This window comes from Ktedonobacter sp. SOSP1-85, assembly GCF_016587415.1.
Lineage (GTDB): Bacteria > Chloroflexota > Ktedonobacteria > Ktedonobacterales > Ktedonobacteraceae > Ktedonobacter.
The window spans coordinates 3,934,007-3,958,975 of sequence record NZ_BNJI01000001.1 but is presented as its reverse complement, the minus strand read 5'-3'; the positions used below and the strand labels follow the sequence as shown (position 1 = coordinate 3,958,975).

At 52.5% G+C, this 24,969-nt stretch carries 21 protein-coding genes; 13 read left to right on the top strand and 8 right to left on the bottom strand.

Translation table 11 applies throughout. From position 1 onward, the window contains the following. Nucleotides 1–431 precede the first annotated feature (431 nt). Nucleotides 432–722 (top strand): hypothetical protein, encoded by a 291-nt coding sequence (locus tag KTE_RS16660; protein ID WP_201382732.1) that lies wholly within the window; start codon nt 432–434, stop codon nt 720–722. Between the two features lie 91 nt (nt 723–813). Here KTE_RS16660 and KTE_RS16655 read toward each other — a convergent pair whose 3' ends face one another. Then, entirely contained in the window at nt 814–1,167 is a 354-nt protein-coding gene (locus tag KTE_RS16655; protein ID WP_201382730.1) for a helix-turn-helix domain-containing protein, read from the bottom strand. Between the two features lie 202 nt (nt 1,168–1,369). On the opposite strand from KTE_RS16655, the gene KTE_RS16650 reads away from it, so the two are divergent. Beyond that, nucleotides 1,370–2,728: an NYN domain-containing protein gene (locus KTE_RS16650; protein WP_201382728.1), complete on the top strand. Its 1,359-nt coding sequence runs from the start codon at nt 1,370–1,372 to the stop codon at nt 2,726–2,728. 344 nt (nt 2,729–3,072) lie between these two features. After that, on the top strand, nt 3,073–4,137 hold the full coding sequence (locus tag KTE_RS16645) for a M42 family metallopeptidase (RefSeq protein ID WP_201382726.1): 1,065 nt from the start codon (nt 3,073–3,075) through the stop codon (nt 4,135–4,137). A gap of 189 nt (nt 4,138–4,326) precedes the next feature. Here KTE_RS16645 and KTE_RS16640 read toward each other — a convergent pair whose 3' ends face one another. Further along, nucleotides 4,327–4,740 carry a hypothetical protein gene (locus tag KTE_RS16640; protein WP_201382724.1) on the bottom strand — a complete coding sequence of 138 codons (414 nt, stop codon included), beginning with the start codon at nt 4,738–4,740 and terminating at the stop codon, nt 4,327–4,329. 475 nt (nt 4,741–5,215) lie between these two features. Here KTE_RS16640 and KTE_RS16635 point away from each other — a divergent pair, with 475 nt between their 5' ends. Both KTE_RS16635 and KTE_RS16630 read left to right on the top strand, forming a co-directional pair. After that, complete coding sequence (locus tag KTE_RS16635; RefSeq protein ID WP_201382721.1) at nt 5,216–5,947, top strand: MBL fold metallo-hydrolase; 732 nt, start codon at nt 5,216–5,218, stop codon at nt 5,945–5,947. Nucleotides 5,948–6,069: 122 nt separating this feature from the next. Further along, nucleotides 6,070–6,423 (top strand): hypothetical protein, encoded by a 354-nt coding sequence (locus KTE_RS16630; RefSeq protein WP_201382719.1) that lies wholly within the window; start codon nt 6,070–6,072, stop codon nt 6,421–6,423. Nucleotides 6,424–6,507: 84 nt separating this feature from the next. Here the strand turns inward: KTE_RS16630 and KTE_RS16625 are convergent, their stop codons facing one another. Beyond that, nucleotides 6,508–7,626 (bottom strand): hypothetical protein, encoded by a 1,119-nt coding sequence (locus KTE_RS16625; RefSeq protein WP_201382717.1) that lies wholly within the window; start codon nt 7,624–7,626, stop codon nt 6,508–6,510. A 548-nt stretch (nt 7,627–8,174) separates the two neighbouring features. Between KTE_RS16625 and KTE_RS16620 the strand changes: the two genes are divergently transcribed. Together KTE_RS16620 and KTE_RS16615 are read left to right on the top strand one after the other, a co-directional pair. Further along, a complete protein-coding gene (locus KTE_RS16620) occupies nt 8,175–10,220 on the top strand; it encodes a WD40 repeat domain-containing serine/threonine protein kinase (RefSeq protein ID WP_201382715.1) in 2,046 nt (681 codons plus the stop codon). Nucleotides 10,221–10,296: 76 nt separating this feature from the next. Continuing rightward, nucleotides 10,297–11,478, top strand: coding sequence for a hypothetical protein (locus KTE_RS16615; RefSeq protein WP_201382713.1), 1,182 nt, complete (start codon nt 10,297–10,299; stop codon nt 11,476–11,478). A gap of 18 nt (nt 11,479–11,496) precedes the next feature. Here KTE_RS16615 and KTE_RS16610 read toward each other — a convergent pair whose 3' ends face one another. Then, nucleotides 11,497–11,859, bottom strand: coding sequence for a nuclear transport factor 2 family protein (locus KTE_RS16610; RefSeq protein ID WP_201382711.1), 363 nt, complete (start codon nt 11,857–11,859; stop codon nt 11,497–11,499). A 511-nt stretch (nt 11,860–12,370) separates the two neighbouring features. On the opposite strand from KTE_RS16610, the gene KTE_RS16605 reads away from it, so the two are divergent. The 4 genes from KTE_RS16605 to KTE_RS16590 all read left to right on the top strand — a co-directional run bounded on the left by KTE_RS16605 (nt 12,371) and on the right by KTE_RS16590 (nt 17,158). Further along, entirely contained in the window at nt 12,371–13,969 is a 1,599-nt protein-coding gene (locus KTE_RS16605) for a hypothetical protein (protein ID WP_201382709.1), read from the top strand. Between the two features lie 292 nt (nt 13,970–14,261). Continuing rightward, the gene (locus tag KTE_RS16600) at nt 14,262–15,896 is read left to right on the top strand and encodes a zinc ribbon domain-containing protein (protein ID WP_201382707.1); all 1,635 of its coding nucleotides are present in this window, start codon (nt 14,262–14,264) and stop codon (nt 15,894–15,896) included. A gap of 185 nt (nt 15,897–16,081) precedes the next feature. Next, nucleotides 16,082–16,567, top strand: coding sequence for a hypothetical protein (locus tag KTE_RS16595; protein WP_201382705.1), 486 nt, complete (start codon nt 16,082–16,084; stop codon nt 16,565–16,567). A 186-nt stretch (nt 16,568–16,753) separates the two neighbouring features. Then, entirely contained in the window at nt 16,754–17,158 is a 405-nt protein-coding gene (locus KTE_RS16590) for a hypothetical protein (protein WP_201382702.1), read from the top strand. Nucleotides 17,159–17,180: 22 nt separating this feature from the next. On the opposite strand, the gene KTE_RS16585 is transcribed toward KTE_RS16590, so the two are convergent. The 4 genes from KTE_RS16585 to secG form a co-directional block, all read right to left on the bottom strand. Beyond that, on the bottom strand, nt 17,181–17,540 hold the full coding sequence (locus KTE_RS16585) for a hypothetical protein (protein ID WP_201369650.1): 360 nt from the start codon (nt 17,538–17,540) through the stop codon (nt 17,181–17,183). A gap of 523 nt (nt 17,541–18,063) precedes the next feature. Continuing rightward, nucleotides 18,064–21,333 (bottom strand): ABC transporter permease, encoded by a 3,270-nt coding sequence (locus tag KTE_RS16580; protein WP_201382700.1) that lies wholly within the window; start codon nt 21,331–21,333, stop codon nt 18,064–18,066. Beyond that, a complete protein-coding gene (locus KTE_RS16575) occupies nt 21,330–22,067 on the bottom strand; it encodes an SGNH/GDSL hydrolase family protein (protein ID WP_201382698.1) in 738 nt (245 codons plus the stop codon). The genes KTE_RS16580 and KTE_RS16575 overlap by 4 nt, the downstream gene beginning before the upstream one ends. An 88-nt stretch (nt 22,068–22,155) precedes the next feature. Next, nucleotides 22,156–22,395: a preprotein translocase subunit SecG gene (gene secG / locus KTE_RS16570; RefSeq protein ID WP_007911954.1), complete on the bottom strand. Its 240-nt coding sequence runs from the start codon at nt 22,393–22,395 to the stop codon at nt 22,156–22,158. A gap of 368 nt (nt 22,396–22,763) precedes the next feature. Here secG and KTE_RS16565 point away from each other — a divergent pair, with 368 nt between their 5' ends. Continuing rightward, on the top strand, nt 22,764–23,750 hold the full coding sequence (locus tag KTE_RS16565) for a glycosyltransferase family 2 protein (RefSeq protein WP_201382696.1): 987 nt from the start codon (nt 22,764–22,766) through the stop codon (nt 23,748–23,750). Nucleotides 23,751–24,313: 563 nt separating this feature from the next. Continuing rightward, nucleotides 24,314–24,949 carry an MBL fold metallo-hydrolase gene (locus tag KTE_RS16560; protein ID WP_201382694.1) on the top strand — a complete coding sequence of 212 codons (636 nt, stop codon included), beginning with the start codon at nt 24,314–24,316 and terminating at the stop codon, nt 24,947–24,949. Nucleotides 24,950–24,969 lie beyond the last annotated feature (20 nt).

Here is a 24,969-nt window from a genome sequence, read left to right as displayed (position 1 = left end):
ACAATCTTGTTTTCACCTCGCTTCGCGCGGTGCCTGCATAATATGCCACATCCATGGAAACTTGTCAACACTTTTTCGCGGCAATTTTTTGCAAGCTGGAAAAATTGCCCCTTCCGAGGGATCTAGAGGCAGATCTCCATCCTCTGCCCTAACTTATGCTCAGGTCCTTCAGCAAACTATCCAGCATCAACAGGCGCTACAAGGGGAAGGACAATAAAGATAGAAATAAATGCATTTATCGTTGTCTTTTTACATAAACCCATAAAACGGTGAACTTGACGTGCCATGTACGTAATGATAAAATATCCGGAGTGTGGTATCGAGTAGGAATACTGTCAAATCACCAAGCGAAAAGCAACGGTGCTTTGCGGTTCGACAAAGCAGTCTACAGACTTTCACGAAACAGTCTCCGACTATTTAGGGAGGTTTCAATGCCGGCCACAATCAGTTATGCGAACATTTTGCATGCTGTCGGTCAGGTTCTGGATCAGATCGGCGCGAAGAGCATCGCAATCCATGAAGAAGAGGATGGCCTTGTTGTAGAAGGATTTAATAGCGACGGCCAGCTTCTAGTACAAATGCATTATGATATCGCGAGTTTGTATGAACTACTAAAAGCGCAAGCAGGACAGCCAGCTGCGGCAAACACCCCAGCTGATGATGGTGTGCTCCATCGCTTCCTGGCGCAGTATGATCGAGAATTGGTAGGGTCCGTTCTATAACGCTACTCATTAGGTATGGCATTTGCATCAAGGAACCGGGGTGTTCTCGGTTCCTCTCTCATTTTAAGCAGGGAAACGGGTGGAAAGTGTATTATCCTCTTTCAGAGGCAGGTTTATCCTGGCACAACCAGCGTTTTCCGTAACTACGCATACAATCAATAACGGAAACAAGATCCTGCCCTTTCTCAGTTAGAGAGTATTCCACACGAGGGGGAACTTCGGCATAGGTTTGTCGTATGACGATCCCCTCCTCTTCTAACGAGCGCAGCCGTTCAGAAAGCGTTTTGGGGCTAATGCCATAAAGGGATCGCTCCAGTTGATGAAAACGCTTCAGGCCAGAGGCCAGATCGCGTATGATCAGCAAGGTCCATTTACCGCTAATAATCGCAGCGGTACGGGCCACTGGGCAAACGGCATCATCAAGGTGGGTTTTTGTTAGCTCCATGACTTTATACTCTTTGTAAACAGTCCTTTCTTAACTTAAGAAATATACCATAGGATGGTACGCTAAGTAAAGCGTAGGCCTCTCGACTTTACTAATAAAGTATGATATGCTCATAGTATTAGGGTTACTGTAAGGTTATCCGAGCACCTGAACAATCATAAATCTTGGCCTGCGCGGTTTCTCCCAACGAGAGGAGAAGGTTGTGCCCGAAGATATTGCTTTATTCATTGACTTTGAGAACATACGTTACAGTATGCTAAATATTCAACGACGAGAACCCGATCCACAAGAGTTGATCGCGGTGGCTCGTCGCTATGGAACAGTAATGGTTGCTCGCGCTTATGCGGATTGGTCACGTCAACCCGAGCCCTTCAAAGGTAGCTTGACGGCTGCAATGATTGATCGTGTTGATTGCCCAGCCAAACAACGTGACCGCATACGCATGGGGACAATCCACTATGCCTCCAATACTCCAACCGGCCCCCTTGGTGCGCAGAGCTATGTTGCAGAACAGAATACAGGCTCTTTCCCGCGCCCATGGCCTAGTGGAATGTCAGCCAGTTCAGGTTCGCTTCCAGCCATTCAGCCACAACAAGGGCTAAACCAGGGATGGCCAGACGAGACAGACGATGCGCTTTCTCCAGCCAGAGATGAGATGGAGGAGGAGAACTTCGACGAAGAACGCATCCCCGATGATGATTATTCAACGGATTATCAGAATCGCGAGGCGTTCCGCTCCTCATCCTATCAACAACGCCCATATGATCAGACACCTCAACCAGCCGGGACGTCTCTGGCCCCAAGCAACACAGGTCCCTTAGGATATTCCACTATTCATACCGGAAACACTGGTCATATGCCCGCCGTGAACTCCGGAAACAGCACGATTGTGCAAAGTACTGTGGTACAGAGCACCGTCGATCTGAACATGCTGATGGATATTATTGAGACCGTCTTTGATCGACCTACCATTTCAACCTTTGTTTTAATGACAGGCGATAAAGATTTCACGCGTATCAGTGCTCGCCTAAAGCTACGTTTGAACAAAAATGTTATTGTTGTCGGTATTCCAGGAACCGTCAGCCGAGATCTAATAAGCAGCGCAAACCAGTTTGTTCCCCTGGTGCCAGGGGGACTCACATCCAATGGCGTGTCAGGTAATACTGGCTCATTACCCATTCCCAGTGCTCCATATTCAAGCGGTAATACAGGGTCGATGCCCGCCGTAAACTATCCTGGAAACGCCCAGTATCCTCAGGCATCCTATGGTGCCCCCACTATGGATGTGCTTGATCCTTTGTTCATCCAGTTCCTCGATTATATCGACCGCAACTGGTCATGGCGTACAATTATTGGCGTCTCTAACTTCATTGGTGATCCAGTCAACCCAAAGAATCGTTTCCGTGGCCGCTTAACACGCGAGTCAGCACGCGAACTGCTCAATACATGTATTCAGCAAAATATTCTTTTGGTACAGACCGATCCCACTGGAGCCGAGGACCTGCGCCTGAATCGCTCACATCCAGGTGTGGACGAAGTTTTAAAACAGTTCGTTCGTTAACTACTGGCAGAACAAACATTTTTGTACATCTCTAAGCGACCCTGGAGGTTTGACTTCCCTGGCTCTGGCAGAAAAGAGTACCTCAGAGCTACAGAAGCCAACTCAGGGTCGCTCGTTCTTGTTTATCACTCACAAACATACACAATTCCTATCCGAATAGCATCTCCATCTAGAAATTAATTGGAGATTATTTCTTTTCAATACACAACTTTGATCTTATTCCGAAACCCAACCCCCATTCGGGGGCGTGCGCCACTTACGTGTCTAGCGCTTCCCCCATTCGGGGGCAAGCGGTGGCACGGCAGGCGCGCTCAGGGTTTTCGGATCAGAAGTTTGGAGGTTTTATGGACGAGTCACGTGTTGCATTTCTCCGTCGCCTGGTCGCTAGCCCCAGCCCTTCTGGCTTTGAGCGCCCGGCTCAGCAAGTCGTACGCGAGGAGATACAGCAGTATACCGATGAAGTACATACAGATGTACATGGCAATGTGATCGCGGCCCTCAATGCCTCGGCTGAGCCACGCGTCATGCTAGAAGCCCACTGCGACGAACTCGGCTTCCTCATCCGCCACATCGATGAGCAAGGCTATCTCTATTTCGCCCCCATTGGCGGGTTTGACGCCTCTACTCTACCAGGGAACCGCGTCAACATCCACACGCCCAAGGGTATCGTCTCTGGTGTTGTTGGTCGCAAACCCGTTCACAGCCTCTCGGCTGAGGAGCGCGAGAAGGCTCCTAAGCTTTGGGACCTCTGGATCGATATCGGTGCTTCCAGTAAGGAAGAGGCGCTTGAACGCGTGAAAGTTGGCTCTGTTGGCACACGTGCCGCGGAACTGGAGACGCTGCATAAGGACATCATCATCTCGCGGGCGCTCGACGATAAATCCGGCGTCTTCGCAGTGGTAGAGGCGATGCGCCGTATCCATGCCAAACGCGAGCAGTTGAAGGCAGGCGTATTCTTTGTCTCGGCTGTACAGGAAGAGATTGGCCTGCGCGGCGCGCGTACCAGCGCCTATAGCGTCAACCCACAGATCGCCATCGCGGTCGATGTGGCCCCAACCTCAGATATCCCCGGCGCTCAAAAAAATCGTATGGGCGATCTGAAGATGAATGCTGGCCCCATCCTGACTATCGGCGCACATATTAATCTTCCCGTCTATGAGCGCCTTGTCAAAGCCGCAGAAGAGGCAGGCATCAGCTACCAGGTTGAGGCCTCGGCCGCCGGTACCGGCACAGACACCGATGCGATCCAGGTCGCACGCGGTCCCATCGCGACAGGTCTGCTCAGCATCCCTTGCCGTTACCTGCACACCGGCTCAGAGATGGTTTCACTCAAAGATGTTGACGACGTCGCAGAGCTTATCGCGCGCTTCGTCCTGGCCCTTGATGCAGATACCAATCTGATCCCTTAATTTCCCTATAACCAGTCACACAAAAAGAACGACTCCTCATTTGAAAGAGAGGAGTCGTTCTTTTTGTCTTTCACTACGATCTTATTCCGAAACCCAACGTTACTTGCGTGACTAGCGCTTCGCCCCCATTCGGGGATAAACGCTCAGGGTTTTCGGATAGGAAGTACATGCATAGGCCATTGACGCTTACTATTGCATAGGTGGCATGGGCTCGGGATAGTTAGCAAGCGGCTGCTCATACTGCTCAGCAGTAGGGCGCTGGTACTGGTCTGCGGCTGCATCTTGAGCGGAATCTGCGCTGGCTGCCTGTGGTTGCTGCGCTTGATACCCCTGGCGATATGGTTGATAATAAGAGGTCGCCTGGTCCGGATCCTGATAGGGCTGATAATATGGATTCTGGTAATCCTGTGGATTTGGCGGCACTTGATTCTGCATAGGTGGACGGTAAGAGTTACGACCTGCATTCGCGTTTTGAGTGACGAACGTAGCGATGAGGGCCACGGCTCCCATGACCAGCAACGTTAAGAAGAAAACATTAAAAGAGTGCATCGATACTAAAAAGATAAAAGGAATGACAAAAGGAAAGAAGAAGCGCCTACGCATACGGGGAGGCCGCCTGTAATTGTTGTTATACCACATACTCTATTCTCCAGTGGAACAAGCAGCAAAGGCGACAGCCACTACCTGATCGTCTAGCTACTCTTCTTCTATACGTTTCTCCTAAGATCTTATTCCGAAACCCAACGTCACTTGCGTGCCTAGCGCTTCCCCCATTCGGGGGCAAGCGGTGGCACGGCAAGCACGCTCAGGGTTTTCGGATCAGAAGTATACTACTCTCTTCTACGAAGAACGCACTTCCAGGGTTATGCTCAAGCAGAGGGGATATTACGAACTGCTATATTTTCCCTATCCAGGTAAAGCATAGCAAGAGAAGGGCACCCTGTCAAGGCAAATTTTGCCTACTTTCCTTGACAAAACCAGGGAGGTCACTTAGAGTAAACATGTGTGCATATATAGAAGAGTTTATTTTATCGCATCAGCGATCAAGGCACATCGCTAGAAATAGAGCAATAATTCAATGAAAATCAAAGCACATGGGAAATACCTGGTACAGCTGACCAAGCTGGGAATCTTTAACTGCTATTTTGTTCTCGAAGAGGATGGCCTCACGCTCATCGACACCATGAATGCTGGCTCGGGGCTGCAGATCATTGGCGCGGCACGCCAGTTGGGTAGGAATATTACGCGTATCCTACTCACGCACGCCCATGGAGATCACGTCGGTTCGCTTGATGAGCTTCATGCGGCGCTTCCCCAGGCAAAGGTTATGCTGCTTGAGCGTGAGGCACGTTTGCTGGCTGGCAACAAAGAACTGGAGCCGCGTGAAGCCCAGGTCCCTCTCAAGGGAGGCTATCCAATCGTTACGACAAAACCCACGCAGCTTCTGCACGAGGGCGAGCATGTTGGCTCGCTGCGTGTGCTCGCGACCCCAGGCCATACACCAGGGCACGCCTCGTTTCTCGACGAACGCGATCAGACATTAATCGTAGGCGATGCCTTTCAAACCCTGGGTGGAATAGCGGTCGCGGGAACCATGCGCCTGCTCTTCCCCCTACCCGCGCTGGCAACCTGGCATAAGCTCTCGGCGCTGGAGAGCGCACGCAAGCTGCGCTTCCAGGAACCCTCGCGCCTGGCAACTGGTCACGGACCAGTCCTGGAGAAACCACTGCGCGCGATGGATGGCGCGATTGTGAGCCTGGCGCAAGAAGTCGAGAAAGAGGCGCTTCGCACCTCAGTGAGTAAGGCCTAGCCTGCAAAACCTAAACTTTTCGCAAGTTCATACGTAAAGACTGGTAGCCAGGATTCTACAGGACTCTACAAGATTCTAAAGTATGCAACACCCTATGCTCGACGCGAAAGGAAAAGCGCAGAATGTCACAACAGATGTATCCACAAGATGATGAATATCGCGGCTACCAGTCTAAAGCCTATACAGAGCGACCAGAAGGTCAACCACAGAGTAGCCAGACCTATCAGCCACCCAGCTATGATATGGGAGCCCAGAAGATAGGGCAGGTCAACTTTGCCAGCCGAGAAGTCTCTCCAGGGCAGCGTCTGGCCCTGGGCATTGTCTCGGTCGTCATGTTTGTGCCTATCAGTGCCATTTTTCTGAGCATTGGAGATAGCAGTAACCCCATCTCCATCATAGCCAGGCTGATCGGTTTTGGTATCGTCTCGCTCGCAATTATCATTATCAACGTCGCCTTTAACTGGCATCGATCCTGAGCATCAGGCAGAAAAGTTATAGCAAGCAAAAAGAAAGAAGGTGAAGAGCGTTTTGTCGCTCTTCACCTTCTTTTTGTATGTGTCCTAGATTTGCCATACCTTGGCATTGCTAAAGTTGGCCTCAGTAATTAAGGCATCGTTATCAACCGCAACTCCCACCTGGCCATGAGAGTAGGTGCTATCTGTAGCCTGCCCAATCTGCTGACCATCGGCGAAGAACTTAAATGAGTTCCCCTGTGCCGTTACACCCAGGCGAATGGGCTTACTCATGCTAAAATTATCCACGTTGCCGGTAATAATCTTTTTCGTATGGGATGACGTGCTATAGCTATAGAAGCCAAATGAGCCGTCATAGAATACCAGGAAGAGGTAGTAGTTCTGCTGATCTTCGTCCCCACGGAATACGAGTCCGCCTGCATTACCAATGAAGTTCTGCATCGTTGCTTCAAAAGAAAAGTCAGTATAGTTTGTACTCTTAGCGGAACAGGTCACAAACGTACTAGACTTTGTTTCTGAGGCATGGTACATATTATTGCTGAACGAGCAATATTTATCAGACATCCAACCATGCGCAGGATTGTTACCGCTCAACGAATCATTGAGTAACAGCTTGCTACTAAAAGGGAAGTGCGACGCCATATAGGTCGCAGTCGCCTGGACATTCGCTGTGGCTTTGGCAGATTGCGCCGTGACCTGGGCATTCGCTGTCGCCGTGGCGTGCGCATTACTCTGAGATGTATTGTACGCCGATGCGCTAAAGATACCAATACCAGCCAGCACAACAACGATCGCCAGTATGATCAGGGCGATTTTCCCGCCCGATGATTTCTTTTGTGGTGGTGGTACAAAGCCTTGTTGTGGATAGCCTTGATTCACAGGAGGGTAACCAGGATAGCTCGGTCCTGGCTGCACCGGAGGCGCCTGGTATCCCTGGGCTGACGGCGAGACATAGGTAGGATCATTATAGCCCGCACCACTTATCCCGGGCTGCGAAGGATACGCGGGCGAACTGTTCGGATTTGGGACAGGGGGATAGGATGGCGTCGAAGGCGCGTATGGATTGTAAGGCTGTTGCGATTGATAGGGATCAGATGGTCCCGGAGGTGGCGGCGGCGGCGCACCATAATTTGTGGGACCATACGGTGTATTGGGAGGTGGCGTTCCACCCGGGTTGTTACCTGGTGCGTTGGGATCGTAAGCCATAAACTGGATTCTCCTTTTGAAAGTTGAACGACAAGCGATGAAAATAGCTTGATAAAAATAGAAATATGAAAAAGAGGTCACAATACAATCTTGCGAATAGATCTATTCAATCAATTACCTATTATAAAACAAAAGTCCAGTCACCATGGGATTCCTCTTCCAATAGTAAGGTATAAACGCACGCTATGCTATAAACTAGCTCACAAAAAACCCTCTTCATATGTGGTAAACGCTGGAACACTTCATTTCTAGAGATTCAGACGACCTCCTCGATCTATATAAAGAGAATATCTGCATAAATACCAAAGCAGGCGAGGCTACTTACTAGAGACGTAGGAGCGGCAGGTTATGCTCTTTACATAGAAGGTAGAGCCTATTATAATCGTAAACGTACTTACACATGGGCACACGTAAAGATAGCAATAACCAATTCACCAGATAACGCCGCCAGATCGCATGCAGTGGGAAGTGGATGGGTGTAGATAACGCGAGTAGAGGAGGGAGAGGACTCCCGCAAAACATGCAGAAGGGAAAAGACATATTTTATTATGGCTGAAGGCAACTCTCGTGTAGGCCAGCGTATAGGCGATTACCGGCTCACACGGTTAATGGGCGAAGGAGGCTTCGCCCAGGTCTACCGTGGAGAACATATACAGACCCAGGAACTCGTCGCAATTAAACTGCTTCACACACTACCTGGGCAACTTGATGAAGCTCAAATTCGCAAATTCTATAAAGAAAGCCGTATTGTTACCAGCCTGCGCCATCCACATATCGTCAAGGTCCAACGTTTCGGCGTAGATGAAAGAACACCCTATCTCATTATGGAGTTTCTGCCCTATGGTACGTTACGCAGACGCCATCCAGAAGGCAGTATCCTTAAACCAACCCTGATTTACTCCTATCTGGAAAAGATTGCCGACGCCCTCGACTATGCCCATAGCCAGGGTATTGTCCATCGCGACGTCAAACCAGAGAATATCTTACTCAATCGCCGAGGTGAGCTGATCCTCAGTGATTTTGGCATTGCCTTTATCAGCCACCATAACGCCGAGATCAGCCAGTTGAGTATGCCCGGATTGGCAGGTACCTATTTCTATATGGCACCTGAACAATGGATGGAGAAACCAACCTACGCCAGTGACCAGTACTCACTCGCGCTCACCGTCTATGAATGGCTATGCGGCGAGCGCCCCTACCGTGGAAACCCTGGCTCGCTCCTCCTCCAGCACCTCAATGTCATTCCCCCCTCTCCAAGGACACGCAATCCTATGATTAGCACGGCCGTGGAAGAGGTCATTATGAAGGGACTCGCGAAAGATCCCAGCCAACGCTACGCGACGGTGCAGGAGTTCGCGCGCGCCTTTGGAGAGGCCGCCGGTCTGAATATAACGACGCCCGCAAGCGTCCATCATACCTCTCTTATCAATCGCCAACACCAGGAAGAGGTCGCGTCCCATGAGACCCAGAGACTGAGTCTGCCACAGTCCAAACAGCCTCTCTCTGACCTGGCACGCTCAACCAAAGACTTTGAGCACATCAAAAAGCGTGTGGCACAGAACACAAAAGCCCAGCTAGCCAATCTCACTCGGCGCAATGTGCTGCTCGGCCTGGCGGGTGTCGCCTTTGTCGCGAGCGCGGGCAGTATTTTCTTCTTTAGCCAGCATACCACGCCTCCCCCAGCCCAATCGAAGACGCCTACCAATACTCCCGGATACGTTTTGCGCACATTCGCGCTGGACGCGACCGCGCTGGCCCTAAGCTGGTCCCCCAAAGGGACCTATCTTGCCTCCGGCTGCGCCAATGGCACAGTCAATGTCTGGGAGGCACAGACGGGCAAGCGCATCACAAGCTACCACCAACATACACGGCGAGTAAACGCGGTCGCCTGGTCACCTGATGAACGCTTCCTGGCCTCCGCCAGCGACGACAGTACCATTCATGTCTGGAATCCCTTGAATGGTAAACTTACACAGAAGTATGCCGGGCATAGTGAAGCCGTCAGCGCGCTCTCGTGGTCGCCCGATGGGCAGACACTGGCCTCGGGCAGTGCAGATACCACCATCCAGCTCTGGGAACCAATCAGTGGCAACCTCCTCGAACGTTACGAGGGACATACTCATGGTATCTCCGCCCTGGCATGGTCGCCTCAAGGCGCACAAATTGCCTCTTCCGCTCTGTATGAGAACAGCGTTGTCATCTGGGAAGTGGCAAGCAAGCAGACAGTCATCAACCACCAGCATAGCGACTCAGTGCTTGCCCTGAGCTGGTCCCCTCATGGAAATTACCTGGCGTCCGGCGGCAAAGATAGCCAGGTACATGTCTGGAGCATTGCCAGCGGTGAAAAAGCCAGAGTCTATACTGGGCATAGAGGCAATGTCTATGCCATAGCCTGGTCATCGACGGAGACCGCCATCGCCTCGGGAGGCGATGATCGCACGATCCAGATCTGGCCGCCCTTCGAGGGCGATAGGCTCTATACCAATATTTTGCAGACAACCACATATGGCCTGGCCTGGTCGCCCACAAGCGGAACCACAATCGCGTCCGGTGGCGATGATAAACATGTGAAGATCTGGCGCGCCATAGAGTGAATGCAACGAATTACGAGGGCAAGCCGTTTAGCATAGAGAGAATATAGTAGAGCGCGAACAAGGCAGCGGAGGAATCATGTATAGAGAGGTCCGAGAGAATCGGCGTAGACATACTAACTCACATAGACAGCCCTTCACCGGATTCGCGCTCAGCCTGTTTCTCCTCCTGCTCCTTGCCAGTTGTGGAAGCGCCCAGGCAGCTACAACCACGACGGAGACACAACACATAGTTAAACGCAATGCGCCAGCAACCACAAAAACGATCGCCCTGGGCGCACAGCCTTGCCCCACAACCGCTGCCTCAACAGATTACTGGAGCGCCGTCGTTGGCATTCAACGTGAAAAGAACAGTATAGCGAAGGTCTCGTGCGGACACCTGGAGGGGAACGATACGCTGCAAACCCTGGTCGAGGTCGACTATAACGGCGCAAGTGGGGGCGTAAAAGATATTTATGTGTATGACCAGATCACAGGTCCGGCCCCCACGAAGATTCTGGAACTCAAAGACCTCTACCAGGGCGACGCCCGCATCAGTGGCTATAATACCGTTATCACCCGCGAGGTAGACTGGAACTCCAGCGTCAATAAGGGCCAGTCTTCGGATTCGGTCCAGCGGGACCTGTATCGCGAGTTCAAATGGGCGCCAGGCGCGAATGGCATGTTGCCCGTCGCGTTTCGTGGCTTCTATCCTGACCTGACACGCTACCAGGCAGAAACTGATCAACAGCAGGTGAGTAAAAGCCATGAGCAGTGGAAGCTGGATCCGCGCCAGGTTGCGCAACACATGGCCAGCAACCTGTTAAACTGGTCAGGAGCAAGTCAGGCCAGCATCCTGAAGCAGCAAGGAGTTGATGCCACGATCAGCTTGAAGAACGCGGGACAGGATGGCGGTACGATTACTGTCACCTTGAGCCGCCTGGAGGGCCGATCTGATGGCATCTGGCTCGTAACCCAGGTCGACAGCGATGCCCTACTCATAACCCAACCCACGCCCCTGGACCACCTCGCGCGCAACTTTACGCTCACAGGCAAGGGTCCAACCGGCGTCAGCGGCCAGGTAAAGGTCTTCGATCACCTGTACAACGAAATTGGGAGTGCCAGCACCACGAGCGCTGGAAATGGTGCCACAACCTTTCACACCCCCGTTAGCTATACCCCTACCTTCGATAAAGGGAGCGAAGATGGCATCCTCGCCCTCTTTGTGCAAAAAGGTAATGCTATCCAAGGGGCAGTCATGTTTAAAGCCTTGCTTGGCTAGCCTGCGTTCACACTACACCTACTCGACAAACCAGGTTCTCGTAATCAGACCGCCTGCGACCTCATACATGACAATGGAGCGGACAGAGGGGCCATCCACCAGGCCTTCAACCTCCTCCTCATCAATGATGAGATTCTCCGAGGTAATACGCCTGGTTATATGTGCATGCAAATGTGGGCACTCGGTAAAGAGCTTGGCATAGGAGAGGCGCAACGCCTCCAGGCCCTCGTCAAGTATCTGCCCACCAGGATGCAAAGCCACCGTTACAGTAGGACTGTAACACGCCAGGAAAGCCTCCAGATTATGGGCATTATACGCCTGTAACTGGCGATCAACGACATCCTGCGCCGTCATCGTCTCTAAATCTAAATCTACAATCATACCTTGTTGCTTCATAATAAAACCTCAATTGAATAAAATAATACCATCCTCCTATGCTATTACATTTTGCCGATGCACGCAACTTTTACCACCAATTATGTCCATTGACAGCGTTAAATCGAGATAGTTTCTCTCTTTTCTAAAAAAAGTATGCTCAAATCTGCCAGTGGCTGGCAATTCCTGTTTTTTATAGAAAAAGCCTCCCCTTCCGCCGTTACTTTATAGTAACCATAAATATGTATACAAACTATATATTTCTATGCTATACTTCAATATATCTCATCTTTATGAGTGTAAATATTTTTTCTCTTTTGATTCTATATTATTATTATTATTTTCTTCACTCACAGCACCTTGCATCTCCCAGATGGGCGCAGAGAATATGTAATACCTTCTCTCCTTAAATGAGAGAAAGCTTCCTAATATCTCTCCCTGATTCCGCTAATGCACCAGTTATGAGTGAAGCAAAACATCCAGCCATTCTCATCGGCTGGATTGAGGGAAAAATAGTATGCGCTACTGCTATGCCTGCGGCTCTGCCCTCTCCTCAGAGCACGCTCAGTACTGCGACAATTGTGGCAAATCCCAGACACCGCCCGCTTCTATCAACAGTACTACGACTCCCATAGACACAGATTCGGCTCCTGCCTTTTCCTTTCAGGAGTTCACGCCAGCCAAAGAAGCCGCAACAGCCCTTTCAAGGGAGCATTATCAGGGCAAAGAAGTCTCACACTATGCCATGCCAGCGGTTCATATGCCTGAAGTTCCAAATGCACAATCCGCATCTGAGCAATTTGCATCGGGTATTCACAACAGTGCCGTAGAGGCAAACGCCATAACAGCCAATGAGCCAACCGTGGCGGTGCCCTCTTCAGCCGAATACGCGCCGCTAGCACCCGTTTACCAACCACAGAGTGGGGTCTTCCCACCACAGACACCTGTAGAGGTACCTTCTTCATCTGACCACGCGCCGCTAGCACCCGTTTATCAACCACAAAGCGGTGTTTTTCCACCACAGGCACCCATGCCACAGCCGGGAGCACCTTACGATCCTGCCGCGATGCCTTCTGCCTCGTCGCCACAGAATATATACCCTCCCATACCAGGGCAGGCACATTATTACGGTCCCCAGGGTGCGCCCTCAGCCTTCCCCCCACAGGGAAGCACGCCGTACGGCCCTTACTATCCACCAGTTCCCGCGCCAGCTCCGCGCAAACGCTCCTGGTTCAGTAGTACGCCCGCCAAGATTTTAATTGCCGCCATTCTCCTGGTTCTCCTGATCGGTGGCAGCGCAACGAGTTACTATATCTATTTGATTACGCGCCCCAAGCCGGTCATTAGCATCGACAGTGTCTATAATGTCAATGCCTTGCCAACCGGATCAACCAATGTTGGTCTCACCTTCAAAGGCTCCGATTTCACCAAAAGCTCCCCAATCACTATCCTGATGGATGGATACCCTCTTCCAGGGCAACCACAAATCATCAGTGACAAGGATGGCAAAGCTGAGGCCGTACTCACAGTCAAAGAAGAATGGGTCACCGGCAAGCACACACTGACCGCCAAAGATGGTGACGGCTATACGACTGCCAAAGGGGTCGCGATTAACATCGTCAAACAGGGCGAGGCAGGTACGCCAGGACCCGGTGGAGCACCAGCCGACAATGAATCATTCACTATCAGCGGGAAAACAAATAAGGATACTGATCTCAACATTACAGTTACGGGCCAACCCGATCCTCAGGGGGGATTAGCTTGCTTTGAGGGTGCAGATGGTCATGTCTTCACTGATACAGGCAAACTCAACGATGGTACACCGTACACGACCAAGTACGCGACCACCTGTAGTGGTACCTACAAAAGTGGCAAACTCGAGGTCACTGAAACCATGAAGCAGGAAGAGACGACCTTCGTCACGCAGGGTGTCACCTTTACCTGCAAGACAAAGACACCTTATGAGAGCCTTAAAGTAGAAGGCACCTATGGGCCCAATCAGCGTTTCAGTGGCACCTATACTTTTCCAGCAACGACCGCGACCTGCACACCATATGATATTAGTCTCACAACGCAAGCAGAGAGCGGTACATGGGACGGTGGCCCCAGTTTTTAGTTGGGCAAGCAGTTGGGTAGACTATGAGGGAAGGGGTGTAGGTGGGAAACGGCTTTGCCGTTTCCCACCTACACCCCTTCCCCGAGGCGAGAACTGGAATGCCCTGTTTGCAGAGAAAAGCAAGGTGCGCAAAGCCGATAAATATGCTATACTCCTAGCATATTTGCACATTATCCTTTAGCAATACGAGCGTCCAGGACCCCAACACCTTCTACTGGACCAGCGCGCACTTATTCACCACCTACTGAAAACACACACAAAGCACATCCCAGGTATATTGGAGGATGCATTCATGCTACATTGCCAAGCTTGTGGAGCGGAAATCCCCTCAGATGGCGCACGTTTCTGTGGCAACTGCGGGCAACCTATTTCCCCTCCCCAGCCAGTAGAGGCTCCGGCTCCGGCTCATAAAACTCCGTCTTTCAACGAAAACCGCTCCCTCGCTGATGCTAAGACGGTCCGGGGCACTCCCCCACAGGCCGAGAGCACTTCCGCAGCATCTCAGCCGGGCGATAATGCCAATGATTTCTCGTTTCAGGAGTTTCAGTCCGCCAAGGAACAAGAGGCCCAAAGCCAGCCACCAGCCAGACAAGAGGAGGCTAAAACGGCCTATGGTGGCGGTGAGCATTTTGGGGCGCCCGTGGAAGCAGAAAGACCTCAAGCGGCAGCTCCATCTACGCCACCTGCGGGCTATGCGGCTCCCCCTCAAATGCCTCCACGTGCACCAATGGCCCCAGGTGGTTCCTACGCGCCACCCGCTTCTATGCCAGGCGCGGCATACCCTCCTGCCGCACCCGCGCCTGTGCAACCGGGCATGCCCGCGCCACAGGCTACACCCTATCAGCCGGGTGGGTATCCTCCTCCCGCCACTCCATATCAGTCCGGTGCCTTTCAACAGCAGCAGAGCGTGCCTTCACAACCGGGATACCCACCACTCCCACCTGCCGGAACACCTCCAGCCTTCCCAGGTGCCTATCCCGCGGGCGCCTATCCTCCTCCGCAGCAGAAGAAATCCTGGCTGAGCACAACCGCAGGCAAGGTAACTATCGGGCTCCTGATCGTCGTGCTCTTGCTGGGAGGCATAGGAGTTTATGCGGTCTATCAACTCACCCGTCCCAAGCCAATCATTAACGTGACGAGCAGCTATAAAGTCGGGAGTGTCCCCGCAGGCTCAACAAGTACCAGCTTACATGTGACGGGGCAACAATTCTCCAATAGCTCAGACATTACCTTTCTCCTGGATGGCAATCCTATCGCAGGCCAGTCGCCGGTACTGAGTGATAAAGATGGCAAGATCTCTAGCGATCTCAAAATTGATACGGGCTGGAGCATCGGTCAACACACCCTGACCGCCAAAGACGCCGGCGGATATACCACCAAAGATGGTATTCCTATTCATGTCGTCTCTGAAGGGCAGGCTCATACTCCAGGCCCCAAAGGTTCTCCCTCAGATGATCAGAGTTTCAAGCTGGAGGTCCTGCTCATGGGCCAGGATAGCGAGAGCGGCAAACCCTTTACAAGCAAGGCCACCCTTATCGTGACAGGCCGCCCCGATCCTGCAGGCGGCAGCATCTGCACCCAGTATGCCGATGGGCAGCCTCATACCGCAACTGACACCTCTGCTAGTGGGGCAAATACCCGCGAGACCATTGCTTCCCAATGCGATGGTAGCTATAAAAGCGGTAAGGTCGACTATACAGAGAAGCTCTTGCAAGATAGCCTCGAAATTACGGAACAGGGGCGAACCTTTAAATGCGCGCTTGATAATGCCAACACGGCCCTGCACCTGACTGGGAACTTCGATAGCCCCAGTTCGGCAAAGGGAACCTTTGACAATGGCTCTCAGTCATATACCTGTGATATTCCCGGCACCAATAAGCTGCTAACGCATGCTACAGGTTCCTGGACTGGCCTTAAAGTCGCATAGCAAGACGACGCTACTAAAATACGCGTCTACATATGATCTATATGTAGACGCGTACTTTAGTAGCGTCGTCCCCAGTCTCCTTCATGACAACCATATCAATACAGTTCACTCTATCAACGCAAACGCTTGCTATGATGAGGGTAAGGTCGCACTGTATAGATAGGCATAATAAGAAGGAGCAGGCTATGAGACCAGGGTCGGGTGAACAGAGACCACCACAGGTAACGCAGCAGGAAGACCATTATTCCTCCTCCTCTTTACCCCAGGCGCCGCTTGCTCACAAGCCTTCCAGGCGCGGGCGCTGGCTCTGTTATACCAGTATTTTTCTCTGCGGTTGGAGTTTCACGGCCCTGCTAGAGCACCTGCTCTGGTTTTCGCTCACCATTCCTTTCTCCTGGGTTCAGCTTGCGGTCCCCCTCTTGCTCACCTCCACGGCCCACCTGACCCTCTTTCCAGAACTGGCGCCTCCAGTCGGCAGCCTCCCCTGGAGAGAACAGACACGCTGGTTGAGCATCCTCCTGCTCCTGGCTTTAATCATTCTCCCCTCCTGCCTGGCCTTCCTACCATATGAGAGTCTAGGCATAACCTGGGCATGGCCCTGGCCCCTGACCATCCTGTTACTGCTCGGCACAGGCTTCATTCTATGGAAGACTCTGCGCACCGCGACCTGATCATGCTCTTGGGTGATAATGTGTAAGATCCATACTGGCATGGATTGCGAGCGTAGTGATCTCTCCGGCGCCGTTTTCCCGGCAATGACGTATGGTACAATAGAGAAGAAAGAATACATGTGTAAGGAGTTTGTAGCAGAGCACCACAGGGCATATGACCCTCCATACTCAGGAAGGCCTGGCAACATGCGATCTACGGCGAAGCGCAAACAGCGTAGTTGTCAAACACATTCTTCTAGGCAGACGAACTGGTGGACATGGTGGATCTGTTTCTGGGGAGCCTACTGGATCTTCCGCCAGTGGCTTATCGCGCTCGCTGTCGTGGGCATTCTCTTCCTTCTCTACACAGCCTGGAAAAATGATTGGCTTCATCTACGCAAACCGACTACGGTTATCTATGTCAGCAAACCCATGTCAGCCTCACCGCAGGTACATGAACAAGCATTGCGCTACGAACGAGGCTATCAGGGACTGGACACCCCTCCGGTGGATTCAGCAACGCTCTATTCACAGAACAGGCCCTCGCCCTGGGAATACGAGCAGCCATCAACGCAGTATCCAGAGCAAGAGCCACCGGCGGCTATGCAATAGCCTGGCGAGCTAGCTATACGCTTTAATTGTCGCTTGCCAGGGTCGTGTTATCTAACTCAGCCAGAGCCAGCGATACTTCACGATAGCATGGCTCCCAAATATCTAGAAGCGCTTGAAACTTGGCTTTTACTTCAGGATCGCAGGTCTCCCTGAGCCAGCGCCTCGTCTTCTCAATCTGGCATGCCTGCTCCATTAGCCAGATATGGGTGCGCTCCTTGACCGATGCCAGCGAACCAAAACGCGTCGGTAAGTAGGCAATGACAATATCATTCCCAGAATCCTGAGATACCGTAATTTGCAATAAAGCGGTATGGCGCAGACGCTCTCCCTTGCTCACCAACACCTCATGTAACAGGAAACGCCCATATCTTTGTACAACCATACCGACCTCTTGAGTAAGGTGCATAAGGCTTCCGCTTTCGTAGGAACCCGCCGGGCATAATCACCCTTCGGATACGCAGTATTTCAACGTTTACTGCATCCTGGGTATACCAGTAGCCAGGCGCTTCGCCCGCTACCAGGCACGCTTCCCCCACAAACAATGTACAAAAACACACTCCCATTTCTGAGAGCTTTCGCTATAGGGTGAAATTTCTTGCCTATCAATCTATAAGACGCTTATCACAGCGAAACGTTGCACGCGGGCCATTTCATGCCCTACATGTCCCATACCAATAATCCTAGTTCGCTGGCAATCACTGGCTTTCATACAAGCTGGTATCGCTAGTATCTCTACAAAGGTACAAAAAGAGACGCTTCCTATGACAGCTCTAAACATGAACAATCGCAAAATGTCTACTCAGTCATTACTATATTATTATTGACTGAATAGCGCAAATAGAAGGTGCAGAAAGCTAGAACACTAGTACTTCTGCTAGCCTACGAAGGAGCCTGAAGACAGCGCCTTACTGATAGCGCAGCGCCTCCGCTGGCGCAATTCGGCCAGCCTGCCAGGCCGGGAGCAAGGCCCCCAGGAAGGAGGCCAACAGCGCGATTCCGGCAATGGCGGCCAGGTAGTACCAGGGAATGGTAAAGGTCAACCCGGTCTGATACTGCTCAAAGAAGTTAGCGGCAAAGATATTACGCGATAAGATAATCCCTAAACCAATACCCAGAACGCTGCCAAAGGCACCCACTAAGAATGACTCCAGCAGAAAGGCCCAGCGCACCATGCTCCTGCTACACCCAAGCGCGCGCAACATACCAATCTGTTGACGACGCTCAATAACGGCACGCGTTCCCGTAATGGCCAGCGCGGCTACCCCCAGTAAGAGCGTCACTCCTACAACACCAATCAAGACATTACTCAACAATATTCGTGGCCCACGTAGCTGCCAGATTACATCTTCGAGTACGGTTGTTTCCAGCCCATAATCGAGGTAGGCTGAACCCAGCGCCAGTGCCAGAGCCCGCTTATCCTGTCCGGGCGCGACCTTAAAATAATAGGTCTGCAACTGAGGTTGGGCACTGGTAAATGAGGCACCCGTCAAGGCCCGAACGCTGGCAGCGGAACGGGGAACATAGAGACCAAAATGAGAGGCGTCGCTGTTATCCACGACTCCAATAACTGTTACCTTCATCGCCTCTTTGGTGCTTGGGCCGACCAGCCAGAGTGGAACAGCGGAAAAGCTCCTGTCTCCTTGCACAACACCACTGAGTGAGAAAGCGGTCTGTGGATCAATATTGGGTGGTGTGGCAGGAACAGTGTACTCGCTGGGAGCTGGCACCGATGGATCATAGACTGGAAAAGGTGAGCGATATGGCAAGGCGCTGCTATCAATCAAGGCATAGTCAGGGTGCTGTTGTAGCGCGGTCCAGATGGCTGCGTCGTTCTCAAATCCCTTCGCACGCGCGGAGAGATGCAAACCATAGCCCTGCAAGAAGCCGCCATCAACAAGCTGTGCTGGATAGATGCTCCAGCGGGGAGCATTCGCGCTCAACTGCATCACGCCAACCTCCGTCGCGCTCCGCATTCCGATAGCAGAGAATTGAGAGGTGGCAAAACCATGCGCGGCAAGCGATGTCGAGAGATCCGGTAACGACTTAAAATAGGCGGTCGCTTGAATATCATACCCGCCCGTCTGCTGATCGATATCGGCGTAACTGTTCTGCACGGAGTTTGTAATCACGGCCATCACGGTCATGGCGAACACAACCAGGCTAAACATGACCACGCTCAGGCCCATACGGAAGCGGCGGTGTAGCGGGTAGGCCGCAGCCAGGCGCATCGTAGCGTAGAGACGTGGAACAATCGTCCACATGCGCAACAACGGCGAGATAAGCAAACCCGCATTGGCGATCAGGGCCCAGGTCGCCCCCAGCACCATCATAATACCCGCGACAAAGAAGATCTCAATGCCTCCCTGAAAGCGATGAAAGCCCAGGATCGCCAGGATATCAAAAGGCAACGCCCAATATCCCAGGAGCAACAAGCCCGCCAGCGCGGCAAAGAGACCGCCAGCAATTCGGCGCGACGCCGCGTAGTTCTCGCGCCTCCACGCTCGCCAGTTAAAGATATCTAACAACCATGTCACCAGCCTGCGCATCCCCAGTCCAACACCCACCACAAGCAGCGATATGCCGCAAGAGAAGGACAACACCTGCTGCTGCTGTAGCCCTAAGCGAAATAGCCACCAACCAATCACCAGCGGCACCAGGCCAATCTCCACCAGGAGTATCGCCAGCCCACTGACGGCCTCGGGCAGAACTTCCATCGCCATGCGCCGCGCCTGCCGCCTCCGTGACGTGGGTTTGCTGCCAACGGGTGCCCCTCCAGAGCGCACCAGCAGACGCAACATCTGCCAGGCGCGCTGCAATGACTCACGCAACGACACCTGTTTTCCGGCCTCAGGCAAATCTCGCAAGGCCTCGATAACATTCATGCGGCTCACCAGCCAGGAGGAAAAAACAACCGAGCAGAAGGTAAATATGACTCCCAGGCAATAGGCAATAATAAAGCTACGCGGCTGGACACTAAATTTGAGCGGGAAGTTAAAGCGCGCCATCAATGGACGCAAGAACCAGATCAGCGCCGCGCCACCACCAACGCCAAAGAGCAGGCCAACAAAGGAAGCCAGCAGATCATAGACCGCGCCCTCGAAGAGAAACATCAAGATCAGGTGACGTCTCTGCACGCCAATGGCGCGCGCCATGCCCATCTCCTTGCGCCGTTCTGCCGCGAGCAACACAAAGATAAGCAGGATCAGCAGCAGGCCAATCGCCAGGGCAAAAAGGGTAAAGAGGGCAAAGATCCGCGAAAAGATATCCTCTGCTTTCTGCGTATTCTCCACCCCCTGCTGTTTGACCTGAATCACATGCACTGAACGCGGGGCCATCTGCTCCAGCTTAACCGAAACCACGTCGGAGAGCGAGGTGCCATCAGGCTCCGTCCCACTACGGTTGCGCACAAAAATTTGATTGATCACGGGTTCGTCAAGGTCCTGGAAGCCGCGCATGGTCTGTACATTCGCCAGGAGAAAGGGGTTATCCCCTACCAGGCCATCGTTGCTGACAATCCCCGCGACACGCACCTGGAAGCGCTTACCAGGCCAGTCCTGGGAATAGAGATAGAGCGTGTCGCCACTACTGGCATTGAGGAACTGGGCCGTAGTGATATTGAGGTAGACTTCGTTCTTCCCCAGCTCGCGGATTGTGCGATGCTGTCTGGTCGCCTGGTCGGTCATGCCGCCAAAGCCTAGTTCGCTATCGGGAACGATTCCCAAAGCCGTGACCTTGGAGCGAACCTGGCGCGAGGTTTCATCGGCGATAAGAATATTCTGCATGCGTAATGCCGCGCCCAGGGCCGTAATATCGGGCTCCTGCTGCGCTCTCGTCTGTAAGCGCTGGTAGATACGCTCCGAGTATACGCCCAGAGTACCCGAGCCGCCTTCGACGAGTTCATCTACGTTGCCCCAATTAAAGACCGCCACCGTCTGCACAGTTGAGGTTAAGACATCACCAGTCGTTAACACGCTGGAGAGGAGGGTAGTTGAAAGCATCAACGCGCCAATGATCAGGAACATCTGTGAACGCCGTCGTGGAATATTGCGCACGCCAATCTTAAAGAAGAGCATGTTGGTCAGCGCCAGAAGCAGCACAACGACAACGATCACCCCTGTGATGATCATCAGAGCCAGCGCAAAGCGATCCATTGGAATACCAAACAGAGCTGTCATATGATCCTGTGTTGTTTCATGCCCTGGTAGAACAGCTGAGCTAGACGCGCGTACCCCGCAGCACTTGGATGAAAACCATCATCGCTAATAAACTCTGGATGCGAGGCTAGTTGCTGCCAGGCCTGGAAAAGGTCAATCAGCACTACATGGTGACGATCTACAACAGACTGTATAACAGCATTATAGCTAGCAACTGAATGCGCGAGTTGTGTGGTATCCGTTGAACTGAAACGAGGAAGAAGGGTTAAATCGGGGACGTTTGCGATGATAATTCGCACATGCGGGAGCTTAGTCTGTAAATCTTGCAGCAGGCGCTCAAGGTCCTGGGCATAGCTAGAGGGAGGTACATTATCGACCAGGTCATTGACCGCCAACCAGACAGTAATCAAGTTGGGATGGGCATCGATGGCGACTGGTAGCTCAACGCCAAGTGCATCATGAGCGTGCATACCTGGAATGCCAAGGTTGATCAGCCGGACAGTATTCTGTCCCAGGCTCTGTTCTTGCATCTTGCCATCTCCATTATGAGCAAGCATGCGTGAGAGAACGGCTGGCCAGCTCTCGGTGCGGGGATTTTTGCTGCCAGTGCCATAGGTATCGGAGGCCCCAATCGCGACATAGGTCATACGCGCCTGCGGCGCTGCCTGGATTGCCAGCTTGCCATTATGTTCCTGCCCTGTTAAGGGAGAAGAGCAACCGGCCAGGAATAGCATCGCCAGGCAGAGGATACACAAAGCCCTGACCCATACTGGAGGCAGTATACGTCGAGAGCCAGGGTTCCCAATCCTCTGCTGGCGCATCCTATACATGTGGGTAAAGGCGTTACCGAATAAGGGCAGCACTGAGAATGGAAATTAGCGCGAACAACACCACGAAAATAATCGTGAGATTGAAGATCAGGCGCTCTACTCCACGGCGCGTCTTAAAGACTGAGCCAGCGCTGCTGCCACCAAAGGCGCTGCCCAGACCAGCACCACGTGCCTGCAAAAGGATGAAGACGATCACGGCAAAGCAGAGGATGATCTGAACAATGCGAATCGCAGGAAGCCACTGCTGTAACAAGAGTATTCCTCTCTTTCGTATGGGCTGGCTCAAAACAGGCGCTTTTTACCAACACAGGTACGATTGAAGATTAAAGCAACCGAGAAGGCAGAAACATCCCCGGTGGAGGTGATTATACCATACTTCCAACCTTCAGTCGAGATGTATGCAAAGTCTATGGGCACGGCTGACGGGCAGATGGCCCGTCAGCCGTGCCCATAGACTTTGCATATAGAACTATACAATTACATGTTATTCATAAATAGCGCCAGGGGTACTATAAAAGGCTTTGTTAGCATGCAATGTGCAGTATACTGGTCTCAGTAACAGAGGGGGAAGTCGGAGAGCTATGCTCGCTCTTCCGATAAGTGGAAGGAGGACTATGGGTTATGGCGATACCTATCGCGGAAGCACATCTACACAGATCTGAACACTATCAGACAAGCAGCGTCCGGCAACCTCAGCGTCTGAGCTGTAGCGTCGGCATTATGGCCTACAATGAAGAGGCGAATATCGCTCGTACACTCCAGGCTGTGCTCGCACAACAGAGCATCACGCTCGATATCCACGAAATCATCATCGTCGCGAGCGGCTGCACAGATCGTACGATTCCCATCGTGCGCGACGTTGCCGCGCATGAGTCACGAGTGAAGCTCTATATCCAGGAACAGCGCGAGGGGAAGGCTTCAGCGATCAACTTATTCCTCGCGCACGTCGAAAGCGAGGTCGTCGTCTTACTGGGAGGCGATACCATTCCTGCTCCCGGAGCACTGGAGCATCTCTGCGCACCGTTGCTAGATACACATATCGGCATGGTTGGGGGCAGACCGATACCTGTCAATAATCCACGCACATTTATGGGGCATGTCGTCCATTTGCTCTGGCACCTGCACGATCGCCTGGCGGAGCAGGCACCCAAGTTAGGAGAGGTCGTAGCCTTTCGGAATGTAGTCGCAGGCATCCCCATCAGAAGCGCCGTTGATGAGATCTCGCTCCAGGCCCTGATCTCGCAGCTTGGCTATCAACTCTACTACGAGCCATACTGTGTAGTCTACAACAAAGGTCCACTCACGATTAAAGACTTTCTCCGCCAGCGACGCCGGATCTATGCCGGCCATTTGCAGGTCAAAGAGCAGCAACACTACGAAGCCTCAACTATGCGCGCGCTCCCTATCATACGCCAGTTGCTTGCCACACACAGGTATGCGCTTAGTACGCCACGCAAGGCTCTCTGGACATTAGGGGCGGTCGTGCTTGAGAGCTATGCGCGCCTACAAGGCTACCTGGATTATCTCTACCACCGGGAACACCATATCTGGCAGACCATACACTCCACCAAAGACCTGGACATGGACCTGCCTCCCCCCATATGGTAGGGACGCGCTAAAGCTGGTCCCATTGGCGTCAAGATAAGAGTTGCCTGCTTGGTCCCACGCCCATGCAGGGACGGAAGGGAGTGCTTCTCAAGGGCGCACCTACCATCCGTCCCTGCTGGTCGTGGGGCATGGCAGGGAGAGGGAGCCACCCAGCCGGAGGGGCCTGGTAGGTGCGCCCTTGAGAAGCACTACCAAGGCCCCTCCGGCATGGGTGGCGGACCTCGCGTAACCCATCCTGCAGAAGCGTAGACTCCTTCACTTGACGCCAATGGGACGCGCTAAAGCTGGTCCCTACCGGCATGGGAAGCCACCTCGCGTGGTTGCTGAATCGCTTCGCTCGGAGTCCAAGCCAGCTTGGACCCTACAATTTGGTAATTGCTCCATTAAAGAGCGTAGAGCTGTTGTCGATGATGAAAACTAATACATCACGCACGTCGCTCAGGCCTGTTGGCAAAACAGGCTATGCCCTTGTAGGTGACCTATCCATATGGTACAATACAATCCGGGCGAGGACATTTGGTCCCCGCCCGATCTTATGTAGAAAAGCGAAAAAGCAAAAGCTTATGGAAATAACCTGGCTCGGTCACGCTTGCTTCCAACTTCGTGGCAAGCAAGTTGCACTCGTAACAGACCCGTTCACTCCTCAGCAAGGCTCCTCGCTGGGTAAGATCAGTGCCCCCATCGTCACCATCAGTCATGATCATCCCGGACATAACAATAGCGCCGCTGTCGGTGGTAATCCTCGTGTTGTGCGCAGTCCTGGTGAATATGAGGTGAGCGATGTGCTAATTACGGGCATTGCCTCCTATCATGATAATAAACGGGGACAGGAGCGCGGGCGCAACACCATCTACGTGATCCACATGGATGACCTGGTAATCTGCCACCTGGGCGACCTGGGACATACCCTGCAAGAAGAGCAACTCGAGGAAGTCGCCGATGCTGATATCTTATTGATTCCCATTGGTGGACAAAGCACTATTCATGCAACGCAGGCCGCGGAAGTCATCAGTCAAGTAGAACCCCGCATCGTCATTCCGATGCACTACAATGCTGCCTTAGAAGAAAGCGCCGGCGCCCTCAATAAATTCTGCCGCGAGATGGGCGTTGAGCCACCGGCACCACAAGCAAAGTTTGTTGTTACACCAGGCACCCTTCCCGTAGAAACTCAGATCGTGCTGCTCACGCCACGATCATAATTTTAACAGAATCTTAGCTT